The organism is Stenotrophomonas maltophilia R551-3 (assembly GCF_000020665.1).
Taxonomy (GTDB): domain Bacteria; phylum Pseudomonadota; class Gammaproteobacteria; order Xanthomonadales; family Xanthomonadaceae; genus Stenotrophomonas; species Stenotrophomonas maltophilia_L.
The window spans coordinates 821177-840692 of record NC_011071.1 but is presented as its reverse complement, the minus strand read 5'-3'; the positions used below and the strand labels follow the sequence as shown (position 1 = coordinate 840692).

Sequence of the window (19516 nt, the reverse complement as noted above, 5' to 3'; positions counted from 1 at the left end):
GTCGTCCAATGGCCAGCAGCTTATCGCAAGCAACTGAACAATGACCCTGTGGGTGCTCGGACTGAATCACCAGACCGCACCGGTGGAACTGCGCGAACGCGCAGCCTTCGCCGGTGAGGCGTTGCCGCGCGCGCTCGGTTCGCTGCGCGATACCCCGCAGATCGCCGAGGCGGTGCTGCTGTCCACCTGCAACCGCACCGAGCTGTACGCGGTGGCCGACTCTGCACAGGCGCTGGACCAATGGCTGCATACCCAGGCCGGCGACCTGCAGGGCTACCTGTACCAGCATGCCGATGCCGAAGCGGTACGCCACCTGTTCCGGGTCGCCACCGGGCTGGACTCGATGGTGCTGGGCGAACCGCAGATCCTCGGCCAGGTGAAGGATGCCTGGTCGACCGCGCGCGACCACGGCCTGCTTGGCCAGCGCCTGGACCGGCTGTTCCAGCAGACCTTCTCGGTGGCCAAGCGCGCACGCACCGATACCCAGGTCGGCGCCAACCCGGTGTCGGTGGCATCGGCCGCAGTGCGGCTGGCACAGAACGCGTTCGCGCGCCTGGACGATTCCACCGTGCTGCTGGTCGGCGCCGGCGAGACCATCGAGCTGGCTGCACGCCACCTGAGTGAGGGCAAGGTGCGGCGGCTGCTGATCGCCAACCGCACCCTCGCCCATGCGCAGGAGCTGGCCAGCCGCCACGGCGGCGTGGCCCTGCCGCTGACCGAACTGGACCGCCACCTGGGTGAGGCCGACGTGGTGTTCTCGGCCACTGCCGCACGCGAGCCGGTGATCCATCGCGAGATGGTGGCCAAGGCGCTGCGCACGCGCCGGCACAAGCCGATGCTGCTGTTCGACCTGGCCGTGCCGCGTGACATCGAAGCCGACGTCGCCACGCTCAACGATGCCTTTCTGTACACCGTGGACGATCTCGAGCGGGCGGTGGAAGACAACCGCCGTGGCCGCCGCGAGGCTGCCGCCGAGGCCGAGGCGATCATCGACCTGCAGGTGTCGCGCTTCGTCGAAACGCAGCAGGCCAGCGCCCACCAGGCGCCATTGCGGCAGCTGCGCGCGTTTGGCGAAGCCACCCGCACCGAACTGCTGGAGCGCGCACGCCAGCAGCTGGCCAACGGCAAGCCGGCTGACGAAGTACTGGAACTGCTTGCCCATGGCCTGACCAACCGCCTGCTGCATCCGCCGACCGCTGCGCTGCGCGCGGCCGCGCTGAGCGGCGACGCCGACCTGACCCGCGCCGCCGAGCGCCTGTTCCCGGCCACGCCGGGTTACCGCCACCCACCCGTGAGACCTGATGACGCCGACCCTGCGCCGTAAGCTGGAAGCGCTGGCCGAGCGCCGCGAAGAACTGGAACGCCTGCTCGCCGAACCCGATGTGGTCGCCGACAACACCCGTTTCCGCGACCTTTCGCGCGAATTCGCCCAACTTGAGCCGATCGCCACCGCCCTGGCCGATGAAACCCGTGCCAAGGCCGACCTGGCCGCGGCCGAAGGCATGCGTGCCGACCCCGACCTGCGCGAGCTGGCCGACGAGGAAATCGCGGCCGCGCAGGCGCGCCTGCAGGAGCTGGAGCAGGAACTGGCATTGCTGCTGGTGCCGCGCGACCCACGCGACGACGGCAACCTGTTCCTGGAAGTGCGTGCCGGTACCGGTGGCGACGAAGCAGCGATCTTCGCCGGCGACCTGTTCCGCATGTACGCCCGCTATGCCGAACGCCAGGGCTGGAAGGTCGAGATCGAATCGGACAACCCCGGCGAACATGGCGGCTACAAGGAAGTGGTGGCGCGCGTGGTCGGCCGTGGTGCGTTCTCACGCCTGAAATTCGAATCGGGCACGCATCGCGTACAGCGTGTTCCGGCTACCGAATCGCAGGGCCGCATCCACACCTCGGCGGCGACCGTGGCGATCATTCCCGAGGCCGATGAAGTCGATGACATCGTCATCAATCCGGCCGACCTGAGGGTGGATACGTTCCGCTCGTCCGGCGCCGGTGGCCAGCACGTCAACAAGACCGAGTCGGCCATCCGCATCACCCACGTGCCAACCGGTGTGGTGGTGGAATGCCAGACCGAGCGCAGCCAACACGCCAACCGCGACAAGGCGATGAAGCGCCTGAAGGCGCAGCTGCTGGACGCCGAGCGCCAGCGCCAGGACGCCGCGCAGGCCGAGTCGCGTCGCCTGCAGGTCGGCAGCGGCGACCGCAGCCAGCGCATCCGCACCTACAACTTCCCGCAGGGCCGGATCACCGACCACCGCGTGGAAGGCCTGACCCTGTATGACCTGCCGAACATCCTCGCCGGCGATCTCGATCCGCTGCTGCAGCGGCTCAGCCACGAACACCAGGTCGACGCCCTGGCCCAGCTGTCGGCGGGCTGAGCACGATGACCGCCTGGCAGCAGCGGCAACAACTGCAACAGGCGATCGCTCGCCAGCCCGGCGACTTCGTCGCCTGGGTGATGCTGGCCGACCTGGAACTGGAAGCCGGCGACATCGCTGCTGGCGAGCAGGCGGCACGTCGGGCGCTGCAGCTGCGCCCGAACCATCCCGAAGCGTTGGCGCGGTTGGGCCGCGTGGCGTGGATGGCCGGCGCGCATGGTGATGCGGCAAAACTGCTCGGCCAGGCCTCGGCGCTAGCACCGCAGCACCCGGGCATCGCGCTGTGGCTGGGTCACGCACTGGAAGATGCCGATGACGCCGAGGGCGCGTCGGCCGCCTATCGGCGCGCACACACCCTGATGCCGGACGAGCCCTACATCGCCGCACAGCGGCTGGCCTGGCAACGCCGCCTGTGCGACTGGCAGGACGTGGATGCGCTGGCGGCACAGGTGCGCGGCGCCCTGGCCTCCGGACAGGGTGTGGTCGAACCGTTCGCCTTCCTCAGCGAAGACGCCAACGCCGCCGAACAACTGGCCTGCGCGCGCACGCGTGCATCTGCCGTAACCGCCTCGGTGCGGCCGTTGCCTTCGGCAGCGCTGCGTACGCGTGGCCCACTACGGGTTGGCTTCCTCTCCAACGGCTTCGGTGCGCATCCCACCGGGCTGCTGACCGTAGCCCTGTTCGAGCAGTTGCGCCTTGACCCGGCGCTGCAACTGCATCTGTTCGCACTGAACCGCGACGACGGCAGCCGCATCCGCCAACGCCTGCAGGCGGCGACCCAGCTGCACGATGTGGCCGGCCTGCGCCATGCCGACACCGCCACCCGCATCCGTGCGCAGGGCATCGACCTGCTGTTCGACCTGCGTGGCTGGGGCGGCGGTGGCACGCCCGAAGTGCTGGCGATGCACCCCGCTCCGCTGCAGCTGAACTGGCTGGCCTACCCCGGCACATCCGGTGCGCCGTGGATGGATGCGGTGATTGGCGACGACTTCGCGCTACCGCCATCGCTGGAACCGCATTACAGCGAACGCGTGCTGCGCCTGCCGCGTGCGTTCCAGCCCTCGGACAACACACGCGTGCTGGAGCCCGCGCCGACGCGTGCAGACTGTGGATTGCCCGAGCACGGCGTGGTGTTCTGCTGCTTCAACAACAGCTACAAGCTCAACCCGCGCAGCATGGGCCGCGCTTTCGCGGTGCTGCAGGCGGTACCCGGCAGCGTGCTGTGGCTGCTGTCCGGACCCGGCCAGGCCGATGCGCGGCTGCGTGCCGCCGCACAGTCTGCAGGCCTCGATCCGATGCGGCTGGTGTTCATGCCCAAGCTGCCGCATCCGCAGTACCTGGCACGTTATCAGCTGGCCGACCTGTTCCTCGACACCAACCCGTACAACGCCCACACCACGGCATCGGACGCACTGTGGGCCGGCTGCCCGGTGCTGACCTGCCCCGGCGCTACCTTCGCCGCACGCGTGGCCGGCAGCCTCAACCATCACCTGGGCCTGGCACGGATGAACGCCGCCGACGATGCAGCGTTCATTGCCACGGCCAGCGTGCTGGGCAACGATCCAGCGGCACTGACCGCGTTGCGCGCCGAACTGGCACAGGCGCGCGAACACAGCGGCCTGTTCGACATGGCCGGGTTTGCCCACGACCTTTCAGCGCTGCTGCAGAAGCTGGCGAGCGCACATGGGTGGCAGGGCACAGCGGAGCTGGCGAGGTAGAGTCGACTGTTAGTTGTGTAAACCCACTACGTTGTTCAGCCGTACTCTTGAGATAGGTGGCTGGCCGCCGATCGCCATATGGGGACGGTGCCAGTTGTAGTGGTGCAGCCATTGGTTCAACACGGAATTGCGCTGGTCCGAGGATGCGTACTCGCAGGCGTAAGCCCACTCGCGCAGGCTGGTCTGGATGAAGCGCTCGGCTTTGCCATTGGTCCGCGGCGTGTAGGGCTTGGTTCTGATGTGCTTGATCCCAAGGGATTTGAGCAGCTTGGCAAAGGCGGTAGAGCGATAGCAGGCACCGTTGTCGGTCAGGATCCGCTTGAAGGTGATTCCCAGGCTGGCGTAGTACTCCAGAGCGCCCAGCAACGCCTGACAGGCGGTTTCGCCCTGTTCGTTGGGGTGGACGCTGCTGAAGGCGACCCGGGAGTGATCGTCGATGGCCACGTGGACGTAGCCCCAGCCACCGCCGGCGGCGTTTCCCCTGCGCTTGGCATCGGTTCTGTGCCCTGGCCGCTGGAAGTTGCCCAGCTTCTTGATGTCCAGATGCAGCAGCCCTCCGGGCTGATCGTATTCGTATCGGATGACCTCCTTGGGCGGATCAAGCCGACACAACCGATTGAGGCCGTGGGCGCGCATCAGCCTTGAAATCGTACTGTGGCCGACCCCCAGCGCCTTGGAGATGGTCAGGTAGGTCTGCCGCTTACGGCGGTGCTCCTTGATTTGCTCGACTACCGGAGCAGGTGTGGCATGCGGCGTCTGGTGAGGCCGTGAGCTGCGGTTTTCCAGGCCCGGTGCCCCGAACTGGCGGAATCGGGCCAGCCACTTGTAGGCCGTACGCACACTTACGCCACACGCTTGAGCTGCTTCTTCCGGGCGTAGGCCCTCGTGGAGGATGCGGCGGACCAGAAGCGCTCGACTAAACGGCGTCAAACGGGCATTTTTATGATTGTTCATCCGGGCTCTTTGGGGACTGGAACGGTGTGGTAACCACCATTTTCCAAAGATGTCCCGGATGAACAACCTACAGAGAGATCACAGTTAGTCGACTAACGCGCGCAGCGCGGGGTTTTCAGTTTCCTGCCGAGAGCAGTCAACGTTACCCAGTCGGCGCTCGCCCGGCCTCTACACACCATGACGCGAGCCTGCGCTAGGCTGGGATTTCTCTCCCGCAGGGTGTGACGATGGCCAAGCTCAAGCGCAAGGAATACGACGAACTGCTGCAGCCACTGCAGCTGGAGCTGACGGCGATGGCGCGCTGGGTGCAGCACAGCGGTCAGCGCCTGCTGGTGTTGTTCGAAGGCCGCGACACCGCCGGCAAGGGCGGCGCGATCCAGGCCATCAGCCAGCACCTGAACCCGCGCCAGTGCCGCGTCGTGGCACTACCCAAACCCACCGACCGCGAAGCCACGCAGTGGTACTTCCAGCGTTATGCCTCGCATCTTCCGGCGGCCGGCGAGATCGTGCTGATGGACCGCAGCTGGTACAACCGCGCTGGCGTCGAACGGGTGATGGGGTATTGCAGCGAGGCCGAGTACCAGCAATTCCTGCGCCAGGCACCGGTGTTCGAACAGTTGCTGGTGGATGACGGCATCCTGCTGTTCAAGTACTGGCTGTGCGTGGACCAGGAGCAGCAGGAGAAGCGCTTCGCCGAGCGCCATGTCGATCCACTGAAGGGCTGGAAGCTGTCGCCGGTGGATCTGAAATCGCGCAGCAAATACAGCGCGTACACCGAAGCGCGCGAGGCGATGCTGCGCGCGACCCATCGCGCGGATGCGCCGTGGACGCTGGTGGATTTCAACGACCAGCGGCTGGGGCGGTTGACGCTGGTGCGCAACCTGCTGGACCGGTTGCCGGACACGCGGGTGGATGCACCGTTGCCGGAACTGCCGAAGCTGAAGGGCAAGCTGCATCGAGAGCACTACGATGTGCTGAAGCCGATCGAGGAGTTCCCGGTCGAGGAATAGGGTTGGTCGGCAGGGCTGCGCCCTGCACCTGCCGAAGCCAGAGCAGCAGCAACGGCAACAGCGGGTATTTCGTGGGATGGCGGGGCGGTGTCGGAGTGCGGGGACGCCGCAAGTACGTCCCTGTAGGCTTGGCAGCCGCATCCATGCGGCTGACACCCCGCACTCCGACACCACCCCACCTCTGACAGATCTCCGCGGCTGTTGGATCCACGTCATGCGTGGATGAATTCCCATCGGAATCGAATATTTCGATATCGGAATGATTTGAGCCGAGCATGGCTCGGCTCTACAGAAATGCCGGCAGATCGCGGAAATCTGTCGAAGGCGGGGTGGGTCCGGTTGCGGGAGTGTCCGCGGCATGGATGCCGCGGCCAAGCCCCCATGGACGGGTTTACGGCGTCTCCCGCAACCGGACCCACCCCGCCATCCCACAGGAAACCCGCTTCTGCTGTTGCTGTTGCTGTTGTTGTTGCTCCAGCTCGCAGCAGGTGCAGGGCCGCAGGCCCTGCCGACCAACCCACTACTTGGCAGCAGCGATCTGCTTTTCGATGTCGGCGGCAGTCACCGGCCCGAGGAAGCTGTGCGCCAGCTTGCCCTGTGGGTCCAGCAGATGCGTCAACGGCAGGCCTCGCGGCGTGGCGAAGTCCGCCGGCGGATCGAACGGGTCCACGATCACGATCGGATAGGTCACCGGGTGCTTGGCCAGGAACGACTGCATCTCCGGCACCTCGATATCCTCATAGGCCAGGCCAACCACCTCGATGTTGCTGCGCATCGCATGCAGCGCCGACAGCTCCGGCATCTCCTTGCGGCACGGGGCACACCAGGTCGCCCAGAAATTCACGATCACCCACTTGCCGCGGTGCGCGGCCAGGTCGTAGTCGCTGCCATCCACCGCCTTCATCCTCAGCGTCGGGAACTCGGCAGTGGTGCGCTCGGCCGGGGTCTCTTCGACCGGTGCCGGTGTGGTCGGCGTCGGTGCCTGTGCCGGTGGCTGGCTGCTGGCCGGGGTCGGCTCCTGCGCCGGCTTGCAGGCCGACAGCGCCAGCAGCAGGGCCAGCGGGAGCAGCAGCGGCAACGGGGTCTTGCGGGTCATGGCGTGTCTCCAGAATCGGTGTAGATGTCGCTGACCTTGCGCTTGAGGCGCTCGCGCAGGGGCAGTCGCAGGTCGTCCAGGGCCGCCAGTGCGACGCGGCCCAGGGTGTCGTCGCGGTACGGCAGGTGCTGCTCGGCCACTGGAATGCGCAGCTGGGTGCATTCGTACAGATCAGACAGGCTGACCTGCTCCAGATCGCGCGCGAGCAGCCATTCACCGCGCTCATCACGGCGCAGCAGGCCGATTTCCTGCAGGTTGCAGGCCAGGTCCTGCAGCAGCGAATCGGTCAGCATCGGCTCCAGCCGCAGGATCTCGTCGTCGGCCAGGCCTTTGCCCTTCGCGCGTGCATGGTGGAAGCGTCCCAGCAGGCGCAGCAGGCCGTAGAACTCGTAGCCCTGCGGCAGGCGCAGCTCGACCGGCTGGTACCGGAACGCTGCCATCGACGAGGACAACGACGCGCCCAGCAGCACCGCCACCCAGCACAGATAGATCCACAGCAGCAGGATCGGCACGAAGGCCACCGTGCCATAGAGCTTCTGATAGGACTGGAAGCTGCCCAGGTAAGCACCAATGCCCCACTTCACCAGTTCGAGGATGACTGCGGCGAGGATCGCACCGGGCACCGCATGCCGCCATTTCACCGTGTGGTGCGGCACCACCCGGAACATCAGCGTGATGCAGACGAATTCGATCAGGATCGGCGCCAGCCGCAGCGCCAGGTCGGCCAGCCAACGGCCCTCCTGGGTGCCGAACAATGGCATCGCAAAGACCCGCGCCGACACTGCCAGCGAGGCCGCGGCAAGCATCGCGCCCAGGGTCAGTACGGTCCAGTAGACCAGGAAGCGGGTCAGCTTGGGCCGGGTCGAGCCGACCCGCCAGATCTGGTTGAAGGTCTCTTCGACGCTGTTGAGGGTGATCAGCAACGAGACCACCAGTGCGATGAAGCCGGCGGCGGTGAGCTGACCGGCACTGGCCGAGAACTGCCGCAGGTAGCCCTCGGCGGCGCGCGCGGCGTTGGGCACGAAGTTGGAGAAGACGTAATCGCTGAGCTGGTCGCTCCAGCGGTCGAAGACGGGGAAGGCCGAGAGCACGCCGAACACCACGATCGCCAGCGGCACCAACGCGAACACCGTGGTGTACGCCAGCGCCGCCGCTGCCTGGAACAGGCGGTCGTCGAGGAAGCGATGCCACAGGAAGCGGCCGAAGCTGATGGCGCGTGCGCGATCCCGCGCGCGCTCCATCCACAGGTTGAGCGTATCCAAAGGTTCCATCGGCGAAAGGGTACCCGATGCGGAATGTTCGCAGGATAGCCATACTGGTGGCCACACGACGAGGAGAAGCGGTCACGATGGGCGAGATTCTGGTGCTGTACTACAGCCGGGGCGGTTCAGTGGCACGGCTGGCGCGCCAGATCGCGCGGGGCATCGGCGAAGTGCCGGGCATGACCGCGCGCCTGCGCACAGTGCCGCCGGTGGCCGCCGTGACCCAGACCGCACAACCGCCGGTACCCGACGATGGCGCCCCCTACGTGAGCGTGCAGGACCTGGTCGAATGCCAGGGCCTGCTGCTGGGCAGCCCGACCCGCTTCGGCAACATGGCCGCGCCGGTGAAGCACTTCCTGGATGGGCTGGGCGCCGAATGGGTCAATGGCACCCTGTCCGGCAAGCCGGCCGGCGTGTTCACCTCCACCGCCTCGATGCATGGTGGCCAGGAATCGACCCTGCTGTCGATGCAGGTGCCGCTGCTGCACCACGGCTGCGTGATCGTCGGCATCCCGTTCACCGAACCGGCGCTGAGCCATACCACCAGCGGCGGCACGCCCTATGGCGCCAGCCACGTGGCCGGTGCCGCCGATGACCCGCAGCCGACCGACGACGAGGCCGTGCTGGCCCGCGCGCTGGGCCGCCGCGTGGCCGACATCGCACAGCGGTTGGCCCGATGAACCGCCCGCCGCGCACGGTCCTGCTGCTGGCCCTGATGGGGCTGGCGGCGCTGTTCGCCGGCTGGTTCATCAATGACAAGCACTGGCTGGCCACCCAGCTGGTGTTCACCGCGCCGCCGCTGGCGTTGGCCGTTGCCCTGCGACTGGGCTGGCGCAAGGCCGGTTTCTGGGCCTCGGTGCTGGCCTTGGGCTGGTTCAGCCACGGCGTGATGAGCGCCTGGAGCCACCCAGAGACGCGCTGGCTGGCGCTGATCGAGATCGCGCTGGCCCTGCTGGTGATCTTCAGCGCCAGCCTGCCGGGGCTGCGCGCCCGCTTCGGCAAGCGACGCTGACGCTGCGGCCGCCGGGCCGTATCATCTGTGTTCCTGGCCCCGCGCCGCTGTACCTGTCCTGGTTTCGCGCATGCACATGATGGAAGAGCTCCTGGTCGTCACCACCGGTGGCACGATCGACAAGATCTACTTCGACGACAAGTCGGACTACCAGATCGGCGACCCCCAGATCGGCATGATCCTGCGCGAGCTGGGCGTGACGTTCCGCTTCAACGTGATTCCGATCCTGCGCAAGGATTCGCTGCACATCAACGATGAGGACCGCGAGCTGATCCGCGCCACCATCGCCGCGCAGCCGACCCGCCACGTGCTGGTGACCCACGGCACCGATTCGATGGTGCAGACCGGCCAGGTGCTGGCCACGATCCCGGAAAAGACCATCGTGATGACCGGTGCGCTGAGCCCGGCACGTTTCCGCGGGTCGGATGCCGAGTTCAACATCGGCTGTGCGATCGGTGCGGTGCAGTCGCTGCCGAGCGGCGTGTACATCGCGATGAACGGGCGGATTTTCGACCCGCAGCACGTGCGCAAGAACGTGGCCGCGAACCGCTTCGAATCGGTCTGAGGAACAGCGTGCCGACCAAGGTCGGCACCTACCCAAACAAAAACGCCCCGGCCAGAGCCGGGGCGTGCCCATGGAGAGGGGCTTGGGCTCAGTACTGGGCGTTGAGGGTCAGGCCCGAGAAGGTGCTGTAGGCCTTCACCCGCACATACCACGTGCCGGCAGCCGGACTGTTGATGGTGCAGGTCTCGCTGTTGCCGCTCAGGTACGGGCGGCAGGTGTAGGCGGTATCAGTCGGAGCACTGCCCTGGCGAACGTACAGGTCGGCATCACCGCTGCCGCCACTGATCGCCACGCGCAGCTGGGTGCTGCCAGCCGGAACGTTGACCGTGTAGCTCAATGAAGCGCCACTGGCAGCGCCAAGGCCGGTCACCGGGACGTTGTTCTGCAGCACGTTGCCGCCCGGGTTCGGGCCACCGCCGTTGATCGCCGCAGCCACGGCCGCGTCGGCGTCGATGATGCCGGCGCCGCAGCCGCCCGAGCAGGCGCCCGGCAGCGGACGTGCAGTGCTCTTGATGATGCTCTCCACCTGCGCCGGGCTCAGCGGGCTCGGGGCTACGGACTGCATCAGCGCGACTACGCCGGCCACGTGCGGTGCCGCCATCGAGGTGCCGTTGTACGAAGCGTAGCTGGCGCTGCCCGGGGTGGTGGTGCCGCTGTTGAGGGTGGACAGGATGCCCTGGCCCGGTGCCGAGATGTCGATGCCGTTGCCATAGTTGGAGAAGCTGGCACGCGCACCGGCCGAGGTGGTGGCCGCCACTGCGATCACGTTCGGGCAGTTGGCGGGAACCGACGAGGACACGTTGGTGTTGCTGTTGCCGGCAGCGACCACCACGGTGGTGCCACGCCCGACAGCGCCATTGATCGCGTTCTGGTAGGTGCTCGAGCAGCTGCCGCCACCGCCGAGCGAGAGATTGATGACCTCGGCCGGATTGGCATTGGCCGGCACGCCGCTGACGCTGCCGCCGGACGCCCACACGATCGCGTCGGCGATGTCGGAGGTGTAACCGCCGCACTTGCCGAGCACACGCACCGGCACGACCTTGGCGTTGAACGCGGTACCGGCCACGCCGGTGCTGTTGTTGGTCACCGCCGCCACCGTGCCGGCCACGTGGGTACCGTGCCAGCTGGAGTTGGAACCCGGGTAGCCTGCCTGGCACTCGTTGTCGCCGTACCAGTCACCCTCATCGTTCGGGTTGTTGTCGCGGCCGTTGCCGTCGCGCGCCATCGCCGCATCACTGATGAAGTCGTAGCCCGGCAGGATGTTGGCATTGAGGTCGGCGTGGTTGGTGATGCCGGTGTCGATCACCGCCACGACCACGCCGGTGCCGGTGGCCTTGTCCCAGGCCGGCCGGATGTTGATGCCGGCATTGGAGGTACCGAAGCCCCATTGCTCGCTGAAGCGGGTGTCGTTCGGGGTCAGCGTGGCACGCATGATCTGGTCGACTTCAACGTATTCCACGTTCGGGTCGGCGGCCAGCTTGCGCATCAGCTGCTCGGATTCGGCCTGGTCGAGCGGACGATCGGTCTTGACCAGGGTGGGGCCGACGGCCAGCTTGCGGACCTGCTGCAGGCCCAGCGCGCGGCTCTGGCTGCTGGCCAGGCCGGCGGCGGCACTCTTCAGAGAAGAGGCCAGTGCGGTGGTGTTGGCCACCGGCGCGCTGCCGTCGCGGTACTTCACGATGAAACGCTGGTGGGTCTGTGCGGACTGCAGGCCGCTGAGCTGGACATCACCGGCCAGCGCAGGCGTGGCCAGCAGCAGCGATGACAGAACGGACGCACCAAGGACCACCCACACTCGACGCACACGCGGTTGCGTTACCTGGGACATCGTATTTCCCTTTCTTGTGGTGTGAATGCCGGAATCGGCAGAAGCACCGGCCCGAACCCTGGGCTGGCTTGCGTTGGCGAGGTTCGAAGTCCGGCGAGCCAGCGGATCCCCCTAACGATCCGCCGTGCAGATGACGCTAATGACCAAAACCGAACACCACAAGATTTTCAGCGTCTTTTCAGCAAGATGAAATGTTCGTTCTGAGACTTTTCGGGTCGAGGGTTTGTGAAGGTGAAGGAACTTTCTCGTGCCCTGCACGCACCTGACTGGGTCATCACATGTCCTGCGATGACTTTGCCGACATCGGCGTCCACGGCTCACACCGACGACCGCGCGGCGCACCTGCCCGCCGCGTCGGACGCGCTGACTACTTGGCCCGCGGAACGCCCGCTGGCCGGATGCGCTGCCCTTTGACCGGCTCGCCGCGTGCAACCGGCTGGCCATCGGCGATGTAATCGGAGAACTGTGCCGGCAACGCTTCGCCGACACCGAACACGGGCCCGGCCTGCAGCTGGTAGTGCAGGTGCGGCTCGGAGGAGTTGCCGCTGTTGCCACAGTCACCGAGGTGCGCGCCGCTGCGGACAGCCTGTCCCTGCGCCACACGCACACTGCCCTGGCGCAGGTGCGCCAGCACCGAGTATTCCTCGTTGCCGTGGTCGAGGATGACGCGGTTGCCGGTGAGCTGGGCGGCATTCATCTGGCCCGGCACGTTGTCGGCGACACCCTCGATCACCTCCACCACCGTGCCGTCGGCGGGCGCGAGGATCGGGCGACCGAAGCAGTAGTAGTCATCGTTGCGCAGGCCATCGCCACGGTGCGAGCGGCCATCGCGGACCACCAGCAGATCCAGCGCGAAGCGCTGGCCGGCATGGGCCGCATGGTAGTTCTGTTCGACGGTACGCCCGCCCCAGAACACGTAGTACTCATCGTTGAACGGCAGTTGCAGCCGTGTGCGGGTCTGGTAGTCGAGGAACCCGCTCCTGGCGGCCTGCGGTGGCGTGGTCTGGAGCGGGCGGATGTAGAAACCGCCAATCCGCCCGTCGGCGTCGATGGCCCACAGCACCTGGATGATGGCCGGGCTCCTGGCGAAACGCGCCTGCCGCAGATAGGTGTCGAATCCATCAACCTTCTCGACCTTCTCACTGACCAGCTCGGTTTCTGCGCCCCAGCCCGCCAGCACCTGCTCGCGCAGCGCCACCAGGTTCTGCGGGGACTGCAGCCCCGCCTGCATCTGCGGCGTCATCCGTTCCCACAGTGCGTCGATGTGCCCTTCGTAGAACTGCGTGGTCAGCGCAGCTCCCTGTTGGCGCGGATCTGCAGCCGCAGCCGCGCCGATGAGGGCAGAGAAGGAAACAACCAGAACTGCAAACAGGCGCGGGAGCAATGTCATGTCAGGCGTCCTTTCGATCCGGATCGGGAATGCCGGCAACGATCGCCGCCAGCTGTGTGCGGTACTCGGCCAGGGCAGTGCGGCCCATCGGCGTCAACTGCAGGGTGGTCAGCGGGCGCTTGCCGCGGAACGACTTGTCGATGGCGACCAGTCCAGCAGCCTCCAGCTTGCTCAGATGGCTGGACAGGTTGCCCTTGCTCAACCCGCTGAGATGTTCGACAAAGCCGAACTCGGCGGATTCGGCACCTGCCAGGATCGACAGGATCAGCAGGCGTGCCGGCTCGTGGATCAAGCGGTCGAGCTGGAGCAGCGCTCTGGAGTCAGGCAGCTGGGTCATTCGACGTTCGTCCGCGCCGCCATGAACGCGCGCATCTCTACCTGCAGCCGCTGGAAGCGCTGGTGGTCACGCCAGCCGACCACGATCAGTGCGATGGATGCCAGCGGGAACACCGCCGTGCTCGGGCCGAAGCCATACGCCTGCCCGGTGAAGGCCAGCGCGGCCTGGCACAGCAGGAACACGCCCACGATGAACTCCAGCGGCGTACGCAGCCAGCGCCACACCACCCAGGGCAGCAGCGCCACCACGGCCAGATAACCGATGGCGCGCAGGTCCCAGGGCAGCTCGCCCATCGGTGCCAGCCGGGTCAGCACGCTGCCGATCACCAGCACGCTCACCAGCGCGGTGAAGGCGATGAAGAAGCGCTGGAAGTTGCGTTCTGCCGGCGTGACCTGCTCCTCGACCTGGCCCAGCCGCTGGTAGTAGCGGCGTGCCAGCCATTGCTTGCCGACGATCCACAGCACCGGCACGGCAATCAGCACGATGCGCAGCGCCAAGGTGGTCGGCAACAGGGCGCCGGCAAGGAACGAGGCCAGGCAGGCAATGCCGCCTGCCATGGCCGACAGGCCCCCGGCACTTCGCGAGTACCGCGAGTATTCACGGGTCAGCGCCTGCAGGCGCGAGGAAGGATCAATGACGGACGGCTGCTGCATGACACGCTCCATCGGGGTCGCTTGAATTTAGTTTGCAGTGCAAACCTATTTGCGTCAAGCACCCGCCTGCTGCGATCGACGGGCGGGTCCACAACGCAGAAAGCCCGTCACTGGGACGGGCTTTCAAGAAGAGCCGCCGGGCATGGCCCGGCGCTAACGGTTCAACGCGGGCGATCAGCCCAGCTTGACCAGCCAGTTGTGGCGGTCCGGCAGGCGGCCGTACTGGATGTCGGTCAGCTCCTTGCGCAGCGACATGGTCACTTCGCCGGCCGGGGCGTTGATGTCGCCGACCGAGAAGCCCTCGCCCTTCAGCTGGCCGATCGGGGTGACCACCGCGGCGGTGCCGCAGGCGAACACTTCGGCGATCTCGCCCGAGGTCACACCCTGCTTCCACTCATCGATGGTGACCTTGCGCTCTTCCACCTTCATGCCACGGTCGCGGGCCAGCTGCAGGATGCTCTCGCGGGTGATGCCCTCGAGGATGCTGCCCGAGAGCTGCGGGGTGACCAGGGTGCCGTCCTTGTAGACCAGGAACACGTTCATGCCGCCCAGTTCTTCCAGGTACTTGCCTTCGACCGGGTCGAGGAACAGCACCTGCGAGCAGCCCTGCGCCTGCGCCTTCTGCTGCGGCAGCAGCGAGGCGGCGTAGTTGCCACCGCACTTGGCGGCACCGGTGCCACCCTTGGCCGCACGTGCGTACTCGGTCGACAGCCAGATCGACACCGGGGCGACACCCTTGGCGAAGTACGGGCCGGCCGGGCTGGCGATGACGTAGTAGCCGGCCTTGTGCGCGCCGCGCACGCCGAGGAAGGCTTCGTCGCCGATCATGAACGGACGGAAGTACAGGCTCGACTCATCGGCCGACGGCACCCAGGCGCTGTCGACGGCGATCAACTGCTTCAGCGATTCAATGAAAATCTCCACCGGCAGCTCCGGCAGCGCCAGGCGCTGCGCCGAACGCTGCAGGCGACGGCCGTTGGCGTCCGGGCGGAAGGTCCAGATCGAACCGTCGGCGTGGCGGTAGGCCTTGATGCCTTCGAAGATTTCCTGGCCGTAATGCAGCACTGCGGCGGCCGGGTCCAGCTGCAGCGGACCGTAGGCACGCACGTTGGCGTTGTGCCAGCCAGTGTCCTTGTCCCAACGCACTTCCACCATGTGGTCGGTGAAGTGCAGGCCAAAGCCCGGCTTCTCCAGGATCTGGGCGCGCTCTTCAGCGCTGCGCGGGTGGTCCGAACGGGTGACGGCGAAGCTGGGAATGGACTGGGACACCGGAGATTTCCTGTTCTGGTTGCGGGTAGTACCGGGCCCGCGTCACTGCGGGCCGTGGGTCAAAGCATGCCGGTCTCGAGCCGGGCCGCCTCGGACATCATGTGCTGGTTCCACGGCGGGTCGAACACCAGCTCGACGTCGGCCTCGGCCACCGTCGGGATCATTTCAAGCTTGCTGCGTACGTCGTCGACCAGGATGTCGCCCATGCCGCAGGCCGGCGCGGTCAACGTCATCTTCACGTCGATCTCGCGCTGTCCTTCGTCCAGATGCTTGATCTCGACCTCGTAGACCAGGCCCAGCTCGACGATGTTCACCGGAATTTCCGGATCGAAGCAGGTGCGCAGCTGCTGCCACACCAACTGCTCCACCTGCTCGTCGGTCGCATCGGCCGGCAGCTCCAGCGGTGCCGGGGCCTCCTTGCCGATGGCGTCACCGTCCTTGCCGGCGATACGGAACAGGTTGCCTTCCACGAATACCGAATAGCTGCCGCCCAGCGCCTGGGTGATGTACCCATAGCTGCCGGCGGGCAGGGTCACGGTGTCGCCCTGCGGGACCATCACGGCCTCGCAATCGCGTTCGAAGTGGACAGGTTCGCTGCTACGGGAATACATGGGGACCGATATGGGGCCGTGGCCAAGGCCACGCAAGACGGCATTCTAGCCCAGCCGCCCTACCCTCGCCGGTGCACTGCCGCAAACCACAGTATCCTGTGGATGACTTTCAGGGAGCTTCGATGTCCTCCAATGCCGCGCGTGCCAGGACCGTGACCTGGCTCTGGCCCCTCATGCTGCTGCTGGGCCTGCTTGTTGCTCCCCTCGCCTGGATGGTGCTGGCCCTGATGACCGGCCGGCAGGTCGGCTGGATGGCCGTGGTGACCGCACTGGAACTCGTGTTCATGCTGCGCATGGGCACCCTGGGGCCGGGCCGGCTGCGCATCACCCTGGTGGTGCTGGGCACGTTGCTGGTGGCAGCGGTGGCCAACTGGACCATCGCCAGCGCGTGGATGGGCGGCTCGATCGGGCTGGACCTGTGGGATGCAACCACGCGGATGGGGCCGCACCTGGCCTGGACGCTGATCACCCTCGCCAATGGCGCGATGGAATGGCTGTGGCTGGCCGTGGGTGTGACTGTGGGCGCCTGGCTGGCGCGCTGAGCGCACCGGATGTGGGTAGCGCCGGGCCATGCCCGGCGGATTGTTGGAACAGCCGCGCTGCGCGCTCGCCGGGCATGGCCCGGCGCTACCGGTACGGCATCAATGCCCGCCGTCGAGCCCCTTCAGCTCACTGACCAGCGAGGCCGCAGCTTCGGCACCATCGCCGTACAGCATGCGGGTGTTGTCAGCGTAGAACAGCGCATTTTCGATGCCGGCGAAGCCAGTGCCCTTGCCACGCTTGATCACCACCACGTTGCGGGCGTTGACCACGTCCAGCACCGGCATGCCGTAGATGGGGCTGGCCGGGTCGGTACGCGCGACCGGATTGACCACGTCGTTGGCGCCGATCACCAGCACCACGTCGGTGTTGGCGAATTCCGGGTTGATGTCATCCATGTCGGCGATCAGGTCGTAGGGCACGCCGGCCTCGGCCAGCAGCACGTTCATGTGCCCCGGCATGCGTCCGGCCACCGGGTGGATCGCGAACTTCACCTTCACCCCGCGTGCGATCAGCCGCTGTGCCAGCTCCCAGATCTTGTGCTGGGCCTGGGCCACGGCCATGCCGTAGCCAGGCACGATCACCACGCGTTCGGCGAAGGCCATCATCGCCGCCACGTCAGCTGCTTCGATCGGCTTCTGCGAACCTGAAATCGCCTGCGCCTCGCCCGCCGCAGCGCCGCCGAAATTGGAGAACAGCACATTGCGGATCGGCCTGTTCATCGCCTTGGCCATCAACCGGGTCAGCAGGATGCCCGCGGCGCCGACCATCATGCCGGCGATGATGAGTGCCTCGTTGCCGAGCACATAGCCCTCGAAGGACACCGCCAGGCCGGTGAACGCGTTGTACAGCGAGATCACCACCGGCATGTCGGCACCACCGATCGGCAGCGTCATCAGCACGCCCAGCGCCAGCGCCAGCACGAAGAAGGCGACGATCGCCCAGGTGTTGAGCGTGCTGGCCGCGATGATCGCCAGCACTACCACCGCCAGTGCCACCAGCAGGTTCATCACCTGCTGGCCCGGCCAGGTCACCCGCTTGTCGAGGCGGCCATCGAGCTTGGCCCAGGCAATCACCGAGCCGGACAGCGACACCGCACCAATGGCCGCACCGACCACCGCCAGCAGCAGCACCGTGCCCGAGGGTTGGCGTGCAGCGAGGTCGGCCAGCGCCTGCGCGCTCCAGTGTGTGGTATCGCGGTTGGCCAGGAAGGCGTAGCGCAGCAGTTCCACTGCACCGATGGCTGCGGCCGAGCCGCCGCCCATGCCGTTGTACAGCGCCACCATCTGCGGCATGTCGGTGACCGCGACCTTGCCGGCCGACCACCACGCCAGGCCCGCACCCAGCAGCAGCGCCACCAGGATCAACGGCACGTTGTGCAGTTCGGGCAGGAAGAAGGTGGCCGCCGTGGCCAGCAGCATGCCCAGCCCGGCCCAGCGGATGCCGCTGCGTGCGGTCAGCGGCGAGGCCATGCGTTGCAGGCCGAGCAGGAACAGCGTGGCGGCGACCAGGTAGCTGGCCTTGACCAGCCAATCGAGCAGTTCGACGGTGCTGATGTTCAAGCCTGCGGCTCCTTCGGTTCGTCCTTGCCGCGCTTGGGCGCACTCGGCTTGAACATTTCCAGCATGCGCGCGGTGACCACGTAGCCACCGGCGGCATTGCCGGCACCGAGCACCACGGCGAGGAAGCCCAGCGCCTTTTCCAACGGCGTCTGCGCGTGACCCAGCACCACCATCGCGCCGATCAGCACGATGCCGTGGATGAAGTTGGAACCCGACATCAGCGGGGTATGCAGGATCACCGGCACCCGCGAAATGATCACGTGGCCGGCAATGGCCGCCAGCATGAAGATGTACAGCGCTACGAACCCGTCACTCACTGGCAACGCTCCCGCTCTGTCTTCGTCGCCCCATCATAACCATGGGCTGAACCCGGCGCGCGCCCGGCGTCAACCAAAGCCGCGCTCACGCGTTGTCGATGGTGACCCCGAGCGAGGAACCGTACCCTGTGCTGGTGAGCAGCCCCCTCCCCCCGAGCGCCGAGACCGATGCCCTGCCGGCATCGCTGGAGGCGTTCCTGGCCAGCGTCGGCCCGCGTGCGTTCCGCTTTGCCGAGGCCGGCCTGCGCCAGCGCGAGGATGCGCTGGACGCGGTGCAGGATGCCCTGCTGCGCATGCTGGACTACGCCGACAAGCCGGCCGTCGAATGGGCACCGCTGTTCTGGAGCATCCTGCGCCGGCGGGTGATCGACCTGCAGCGCCGGCGTCGCTTCCGCCTGCCGTTCTGGCGTGACAACCAGGACGCCGACGGCGGCGAGATCGACTGGGCCGACCCCGGCCCCGACCCGTCGCAGGCGCATGAGCAGCATCAGCAGTACCAGCAGCTGGTGCAGGCACTGCGCACCCTGCCCGCCCGTCAGCGCGAGGCGTTCACCCTGCGCGTGCTGCAGGACCTGGACGGAGCCACCACCGCCCGCGCCATGGGCTGCAGCGAAGGCGCGGTAAAAACCCATCTGGCACGCGCCCGGCAGGCGCTGCAGGACTACCTGGAGACCCACCCGTGAACCGCTCCCTGCCCTCCGATGACACCCTGCGCAGCCTGCACGCGCAGTCGCTGCAGGCGTTGTCGCCGGCGACGATGGCACGGCTGCGCCAGGCCCGCCATGGCGCCGGCGCGGCCCATCGCGGGCGCTGGCGCTGGTGGCTGGCCAGCGCCTGTTCGCTGGTGGTGGCACTGGGTATCGGCCTGCAGTTCACCGGCCATGGCACGCTGACGGGCCCTGCGCCGGCACCGGTGCTTGCGGCAGTGGAAGACAACAGCGCGCTGTACGACGAGAATCCCGATCTGTACCTGTGGCTGGGCGACAACGACCTGGCGATGGAGTGAAC

The 19516-nt window shown here is 67.0% G+C and carries 21 protein-coding genes; 10 read left to right on the top strand and 11 right to left on the bottom strand.

The window, feature by feature from the left end:
• The first annotated feature begins 40 nt into the window (after positions 1–40).
• Genes hemA through SMAL_RS03660 form a run of 3 tightly spaced genes read left to right on the top strand, consistent with a single transcriptional unit; the run spans position 41 to position 4102 of the window.
• Positions 41–1324 carry a glutamyl-tRNA reductase gene (gene hemA, locus SMAL_RS03670; protein ID WP_012510140.1) on the top strand — a complete coding sequence of 428 codons (1284 nt, stop codon included), beginning with the start codon at positions 41–43 and terminating at the stop codon, positions 1322–1324.
• Positions 1302–2384: a peptide chain release factor 1 gene (gene prfA, locus SMAL_RS03665; protein ID WP_012510139.1), complete on the top strand. Its 1083-nt coding sequence runs from the start codon at positions 1302–1304 to the stop codon at positions 2382–2384. Before hemA ends, prfA begins: the two co-directional genes overlap by 23 nt.
• A gap of 5 nt (positions 2385–2389) precedes the next feature.
• Positions 2390–4102 carry an O-linked N-acetylglucosamine transferase, SPINDLY family protein gene (locus tag SMAL_RS03660; RefSeq protein WP_012510138.1) on the top strand — a complete coding sequence of 571 codons (1713 nt, stop codon included), beginning with the start codon at positions 2390–2392 and terminating at the stop codon, positions 4100–4102.
• 9 nt (positions 4103–4111) lie between these two features.
• On the opposite strand, the gene SMAL_RS03655 is transcribed toward SMAL_RS03660, so the two are convergent.
• Positions 4112–5056, bottom strand: coding sequence for an IS481-like element ISStma3 family transposase (locus SMAL_RS03655; RefSeq protein WP_012509873.1), 945 nt, complete (start codon positions 5054–5056; stop codon positions 4112–4114).
• Positions 5057–5283: 227 nt separating this feature from the next.
• Here SMAL_RS03655 and ppk2 point away from each other — a divergent pair, with 227 nt between their 5' ends.
• Positions 5284–6066 carry a polyphosphate kinase 2 gene (gene ppk2, locus SMAL_RS03650; RefSeq protein ID WP_004144943.1) on the top strand — a complete coding sequence of 261 codons (783 nt, stop codon included), beginning with the start codon at positions 5284–5286 and terminating at the stop codon, positions 6064–6066.
• 520 nt (positions 6067–6586) lie between these two features.
• Here ppk2 and SMAL_RS03645 read toward each other — a convergent pair.
• Together SMAL_RS03645 and SMAL_RS03640 are read right to left on the bottom strand one after the other, a co-directional pair.
• Entirely contained in the window at positions 6587–7162 is a 576-nt protein-coding gene (locus SMAL_RS03645; RefSeq protein ID WP_012510137.1) for a TlpA family protein disulfide reductase, read from the bottom strand.
• Positions 7159–8433, bottom strand: a complete 1275-nt coding sequence (locus SMAL_RS03640) for a YihY family inner membrane protein (protein ID WP_012510136.1) — start codon at positions 8431–8433, stop codon at positions 7159–7161. Before SMAL_RS03640 ends, SMAL_RS03645 begins: the two co-directional genes overlap by 4 nt.
• A gap of 77 nt (positions 8434–8510) precedes the next feature.
• On the opposite strand from SMAL_RS03640, the gene wrbA reads away from it, so the two are divergent.
• The 3 genes from wrbA (at position 8511) to SMAL_RS03625 (ending at position 10001) form a co-directional block, all read left to right on the top strand.
• Positions 8511–9104 carry an NAD(P)H:quinone oxidoreductase gene (gene wrbA, locus SMAL_RS03635; RefSeq protein ID WP_012510135.1) on the top strand — a complete coding sequence of 198 codons (594 nt, stop codon included), beginning with the start codon at positions 8511–8513 and terminating at the stop codon, positions 9102–9104.
• Positions 9101–9436, top strand: coding sequence for a DUF2069 domain-containing protein (locus tag SMAL_RS03630; RefSeq protein WP_004144935.1), 336 nt, complete (start codon positions 9101–9103; stop codon positions 9434–9436). Before wrbA ends, SMAL_RS03630 begins: the two co-directional genes overlap by 4 nt.
• 79 nt (positions 9437–9515) lie before the next feature.
• On the top strand, positions 9516–10001 hold the full coding sequence (locus SMAL_RS03625; RefSeq protein ID WP_041864473.1) for an asparaginase domain-containing protein: 486 nt from the start codon (positions 9516–9518) through the stop codon (positions 9999–10001).
• Between the two features lie 88 nt (positions 10002–10089).
• Here SMAL_RS03625 and SMAL_RS03620 read toward each other — a convergent pair whose 3' ends face one another.
• The 6 genes from SMAL_RS03620 to sufT form a co-directional block, all read right to left on the bottom strand.
• On the bottom strand, positions 10090–11829 hold the full coding sequence (locus tag SMAL_RS03620) for a S8 family peptidase (RefSeq protein ID WP_012510133.1): 1740 nt from the start codon (positions 11827–11829) through the stop codon (positions 10090–10092).
• A 367-nt stretch (positions 11830–12196) separates the two neighbouring features.
• The gene (locus tag SMAL_RS03615) at positions 12197–13219 is read right to left on the bottom strand and encodes a M23 family metallopeptidase (RefSeq protein WP_012510132.1); all 1023 of its coding nucleotides are present in this window, start codon (positions 13217–13219) and stop codon (positions 12197–12199) included.
• Between the two features lies 1 nt (position 13220).
• On the bottom strand, positions 13221–13556 hold the full coding sequence (locus SMAL_RS03610) for a transcriptional regulator (protein WP_012510131.1): 336 nt from the start codon (positions 13554–13556) through the stop codon (positions 13221–13223).
• On the bottom strand, positions 13553–14209 hold the full coding sequence (locus tag SMAL_RS03605; RefSeq protein ID WP_004144915.1) for a hypothetical protein: 657 nt from the start codon (positions 14207–14209) through the stop codon (positions 13553–13555). Before SMAL_RS03605 ends, SMAL_RS03610 begins: the two co-directional genes overlap by 4 nt.
• A 174-nt stretch (positions 14210–14383) precedes the next feature.
• Positions 14384–15478 (bottom strand): branched-chain amino acid aminotransferase, encoded by a 1095-nt coding sequence (locus SMAL_RS03600; RefSeq protein WP_012510130.1) that lies wholly within the window; start codon positions 15476–15478, stop codon positions 14384–14386.
• Between the two features lie 59 nt (positions 15479–15537).
• Positions 15538–16089 carry a putative Fe-S cluster assembly protein SufT gene (sufT, locus tag SMAL_RS03595; protein ID WP_004144911.1) on the bottom strand — a complete coding sequence of 184 codons (552 nt, stop codon included), beginning with the start codon at positions 16087–16089 and terminating at the stop codon, positions 15538–15540.
• Positions 16090–16211: 122 nt separating this feature from the next.
• On the opposite strand from sufT, the gene SMAL_RS03590 reads away from it, so the two are divergent.
• Positions 16212–16631 (top strand): hypothetical protein, encoded by a 420-nt coding sequence (locus tag SMAL_RS03590; protein ID WP_004144909.1) that lies wholly within the window; start codon positions 16212–16214, stop codon positions 16629–16631.
• Between the two features lie 99 nt (positions 16632–16730).
• Here SMAL_RS03590 and SMAL_RS03585 read toward each other — a convergent pair whose 3' ends face one another.
• Both SMAL_RS03585 and SMAL_RS03580 read right to left on the bottom strand, forming a co-directional pair.
• Positions 16731–18191 carry an NAD(P)(+) transhydrogenase (Re/Si-specific) subunit beta gene (locus SMAL_RS03585; RefSeq protein ID WP_004144904.1) on the bottom strand — a complete coding sequence of 487 codons (1461 nt, stop codon included), beginning with the start codon at positions 18189–18191 and terminating at the stop codon, positions 16731–16733.
• Entirely contained in the window at positions 18188–18508 is a 321-nt protein-coding gene (locus SMAL_RS03580; RefSeq protein ID WP_004144903.1) for an NAD(P) transhydrogenase subunit alpha part 2, read from the bottom strand. Before SMAL_RS03580 ends, SMAL_RS03585 begins: the two co-directional genes overlap by 4 nt.
• Positions 18509–18606: 98 nt before the next feature.
• Between SMAL_RS03580 and SMAL_RS03575 the strand changes: the two genes are divergently transcribed.
• Together SMAL_RS03575 and SMAL_RS03570 are read left to right on the top strand one after the other, a co-directional pair.
• Positions 18607–19191 carry an RNA polymerase sigma factor gene (locus tag SMAL_RS03575; RefSeq protein WP_012510129.1) on the top strand — a complete coding sequence of 195 codons (585 nt, stop codon included), beginning with the start codon at positions 18607–18609 and terminating at the stop codon, positions 19189–19191.
• Complete coding sequence (locus SMAL_RS03570) at positions 19188–19514, top strand: membrane protein (RefSeq protein WP_012510128.1); 327 nt, start codon at positions 19188–19190, stop codon at positions 19512–19514. The genes SMAL_RS03575 and SMAL_RS03570 overlap by 4 nt, the downstream gene beginning before the upstream one ends.
• Positions 19515–19516 lie beyond the last annotated feature (2 nt).

Bases quoted from the DNA above. Each gene is read 5' to 3' on its own strand.
- SMAL_RS03625 (WP_041864473.1), top strand. From the start codon at position 9,516: ATGGAAGAGCTCCTGGTCGTCACCACCGGTGGCACGATCGACAAGATC.
- SMAL_RS03645 (WP_012510137.1), bottom strand. From the start codon at position 7,162: ATGACCCGCAAGACCCCGTTGCCGCTGCTGCTCCCGCTGGCCCTGCTG.
- ppk2 (WP_004144943.1), top strand. From the start codon at position 5,284: ATGGCCAAGCTCAAGCGCAAGGAATACGACGAACTGCTGCAGCCACTG.
- SMAL_RS03590 (WP_004144909.1), top strand. From the start codon at position 16,212: ATGTCCTCCAATGCCGCGCGTGCCAGGACCGTGACCTGGCTCTGGCCC.
- hemA (WP_012510140.1), top strand. From the start codon at position 41: ATGACCCTGTGGGTGCTCGGACTGAATCACCAGACCGCACCGGTGGAA.
- SMAL_RS03655 (WP_012509873.1), bottom strand. From the start codon at position 5,056: ATGAACAATCATAAAAATGCCCGTTTGACGCCGTTTAGTCGAGCGCTT.
- SMAL_RS03610 (WP_012510131.1), bottom strand. From the start codon at position 13,556: ATGACCCAGCTGCCTGACTCCAGAGCGCTGCTCCAGCTCGACCGCTTG.
- prfA (WP_012510139.1), top strand. From the start codon at position 1,302: ATGACGCCGACCCTGCGCCGTAAGCTGGAAGCGCTGGCCGAGCGCCGC.
- sufT (WP_004144911.1), bottom strand. From the start codon at position 16,089: ATGTATTCCCGTAGCAGCGAACCTGTCCACTTCGAACGCGATTGCGAG.
- SMAL_RS03615 (WP_012510132.1), bottom strand. From the start codon at position 13,219: ATGACATTGCTCCCGCGCCTGTTTGCAGTTCTGGTTGTTTCCTTCTCT.
- SMAL_RS03660 (WP_012510138.1), top strand. From the start codon at position 2,390: ATGACCGCCTGGCAGCAGCGGCAACAACTGCAACAGGCGATCGCTCGC.
- SMAL_RS03620 (WP_012510133.1), bottom strand. From the start codon at position 11,829: ATGTCCCAGGTAACGCAACCGCGTGTGCGTCGAGTGTGGGTGGTCCTT.
- SMAL_RS03575 (WP_012510129.1), top strand. From the start codon at position 18,607: ATGGTGACCCCGAGCGAGGAACCGTACCCTGTGCTGGTGAGCAGCCCC.
- SMAL_RS03630 (WP_004144935.1), top strand. From the start codon at position 9,101: ATGAACCGCCCGCCGCGCACGGTCCTGCTGCTGGCCCTGATGGGGCTG.
- SMAL_RS03640 (WP_012510136.1), bottom strand. From the start codon at position 8,433: ATGGAACCTTTGGATACGCTCAACCTGTGGATGGAGCGCGCGCGGGAT.
- wrbA (WP_012510135.1), top strand. From the start codon at position 8,511: ATGGGCGAGATTCTGGTGCTGTACTACAGCCGGGGCGGTTCAGTGGCA.
- SMAL_RS03605 (WP_004144915.1), bottom strand. From the start codon at position 14,209: ATGCAGCAGCCGTCCGTCATTGATCCTTCCTCGCGCCTGCAGGCGCTG.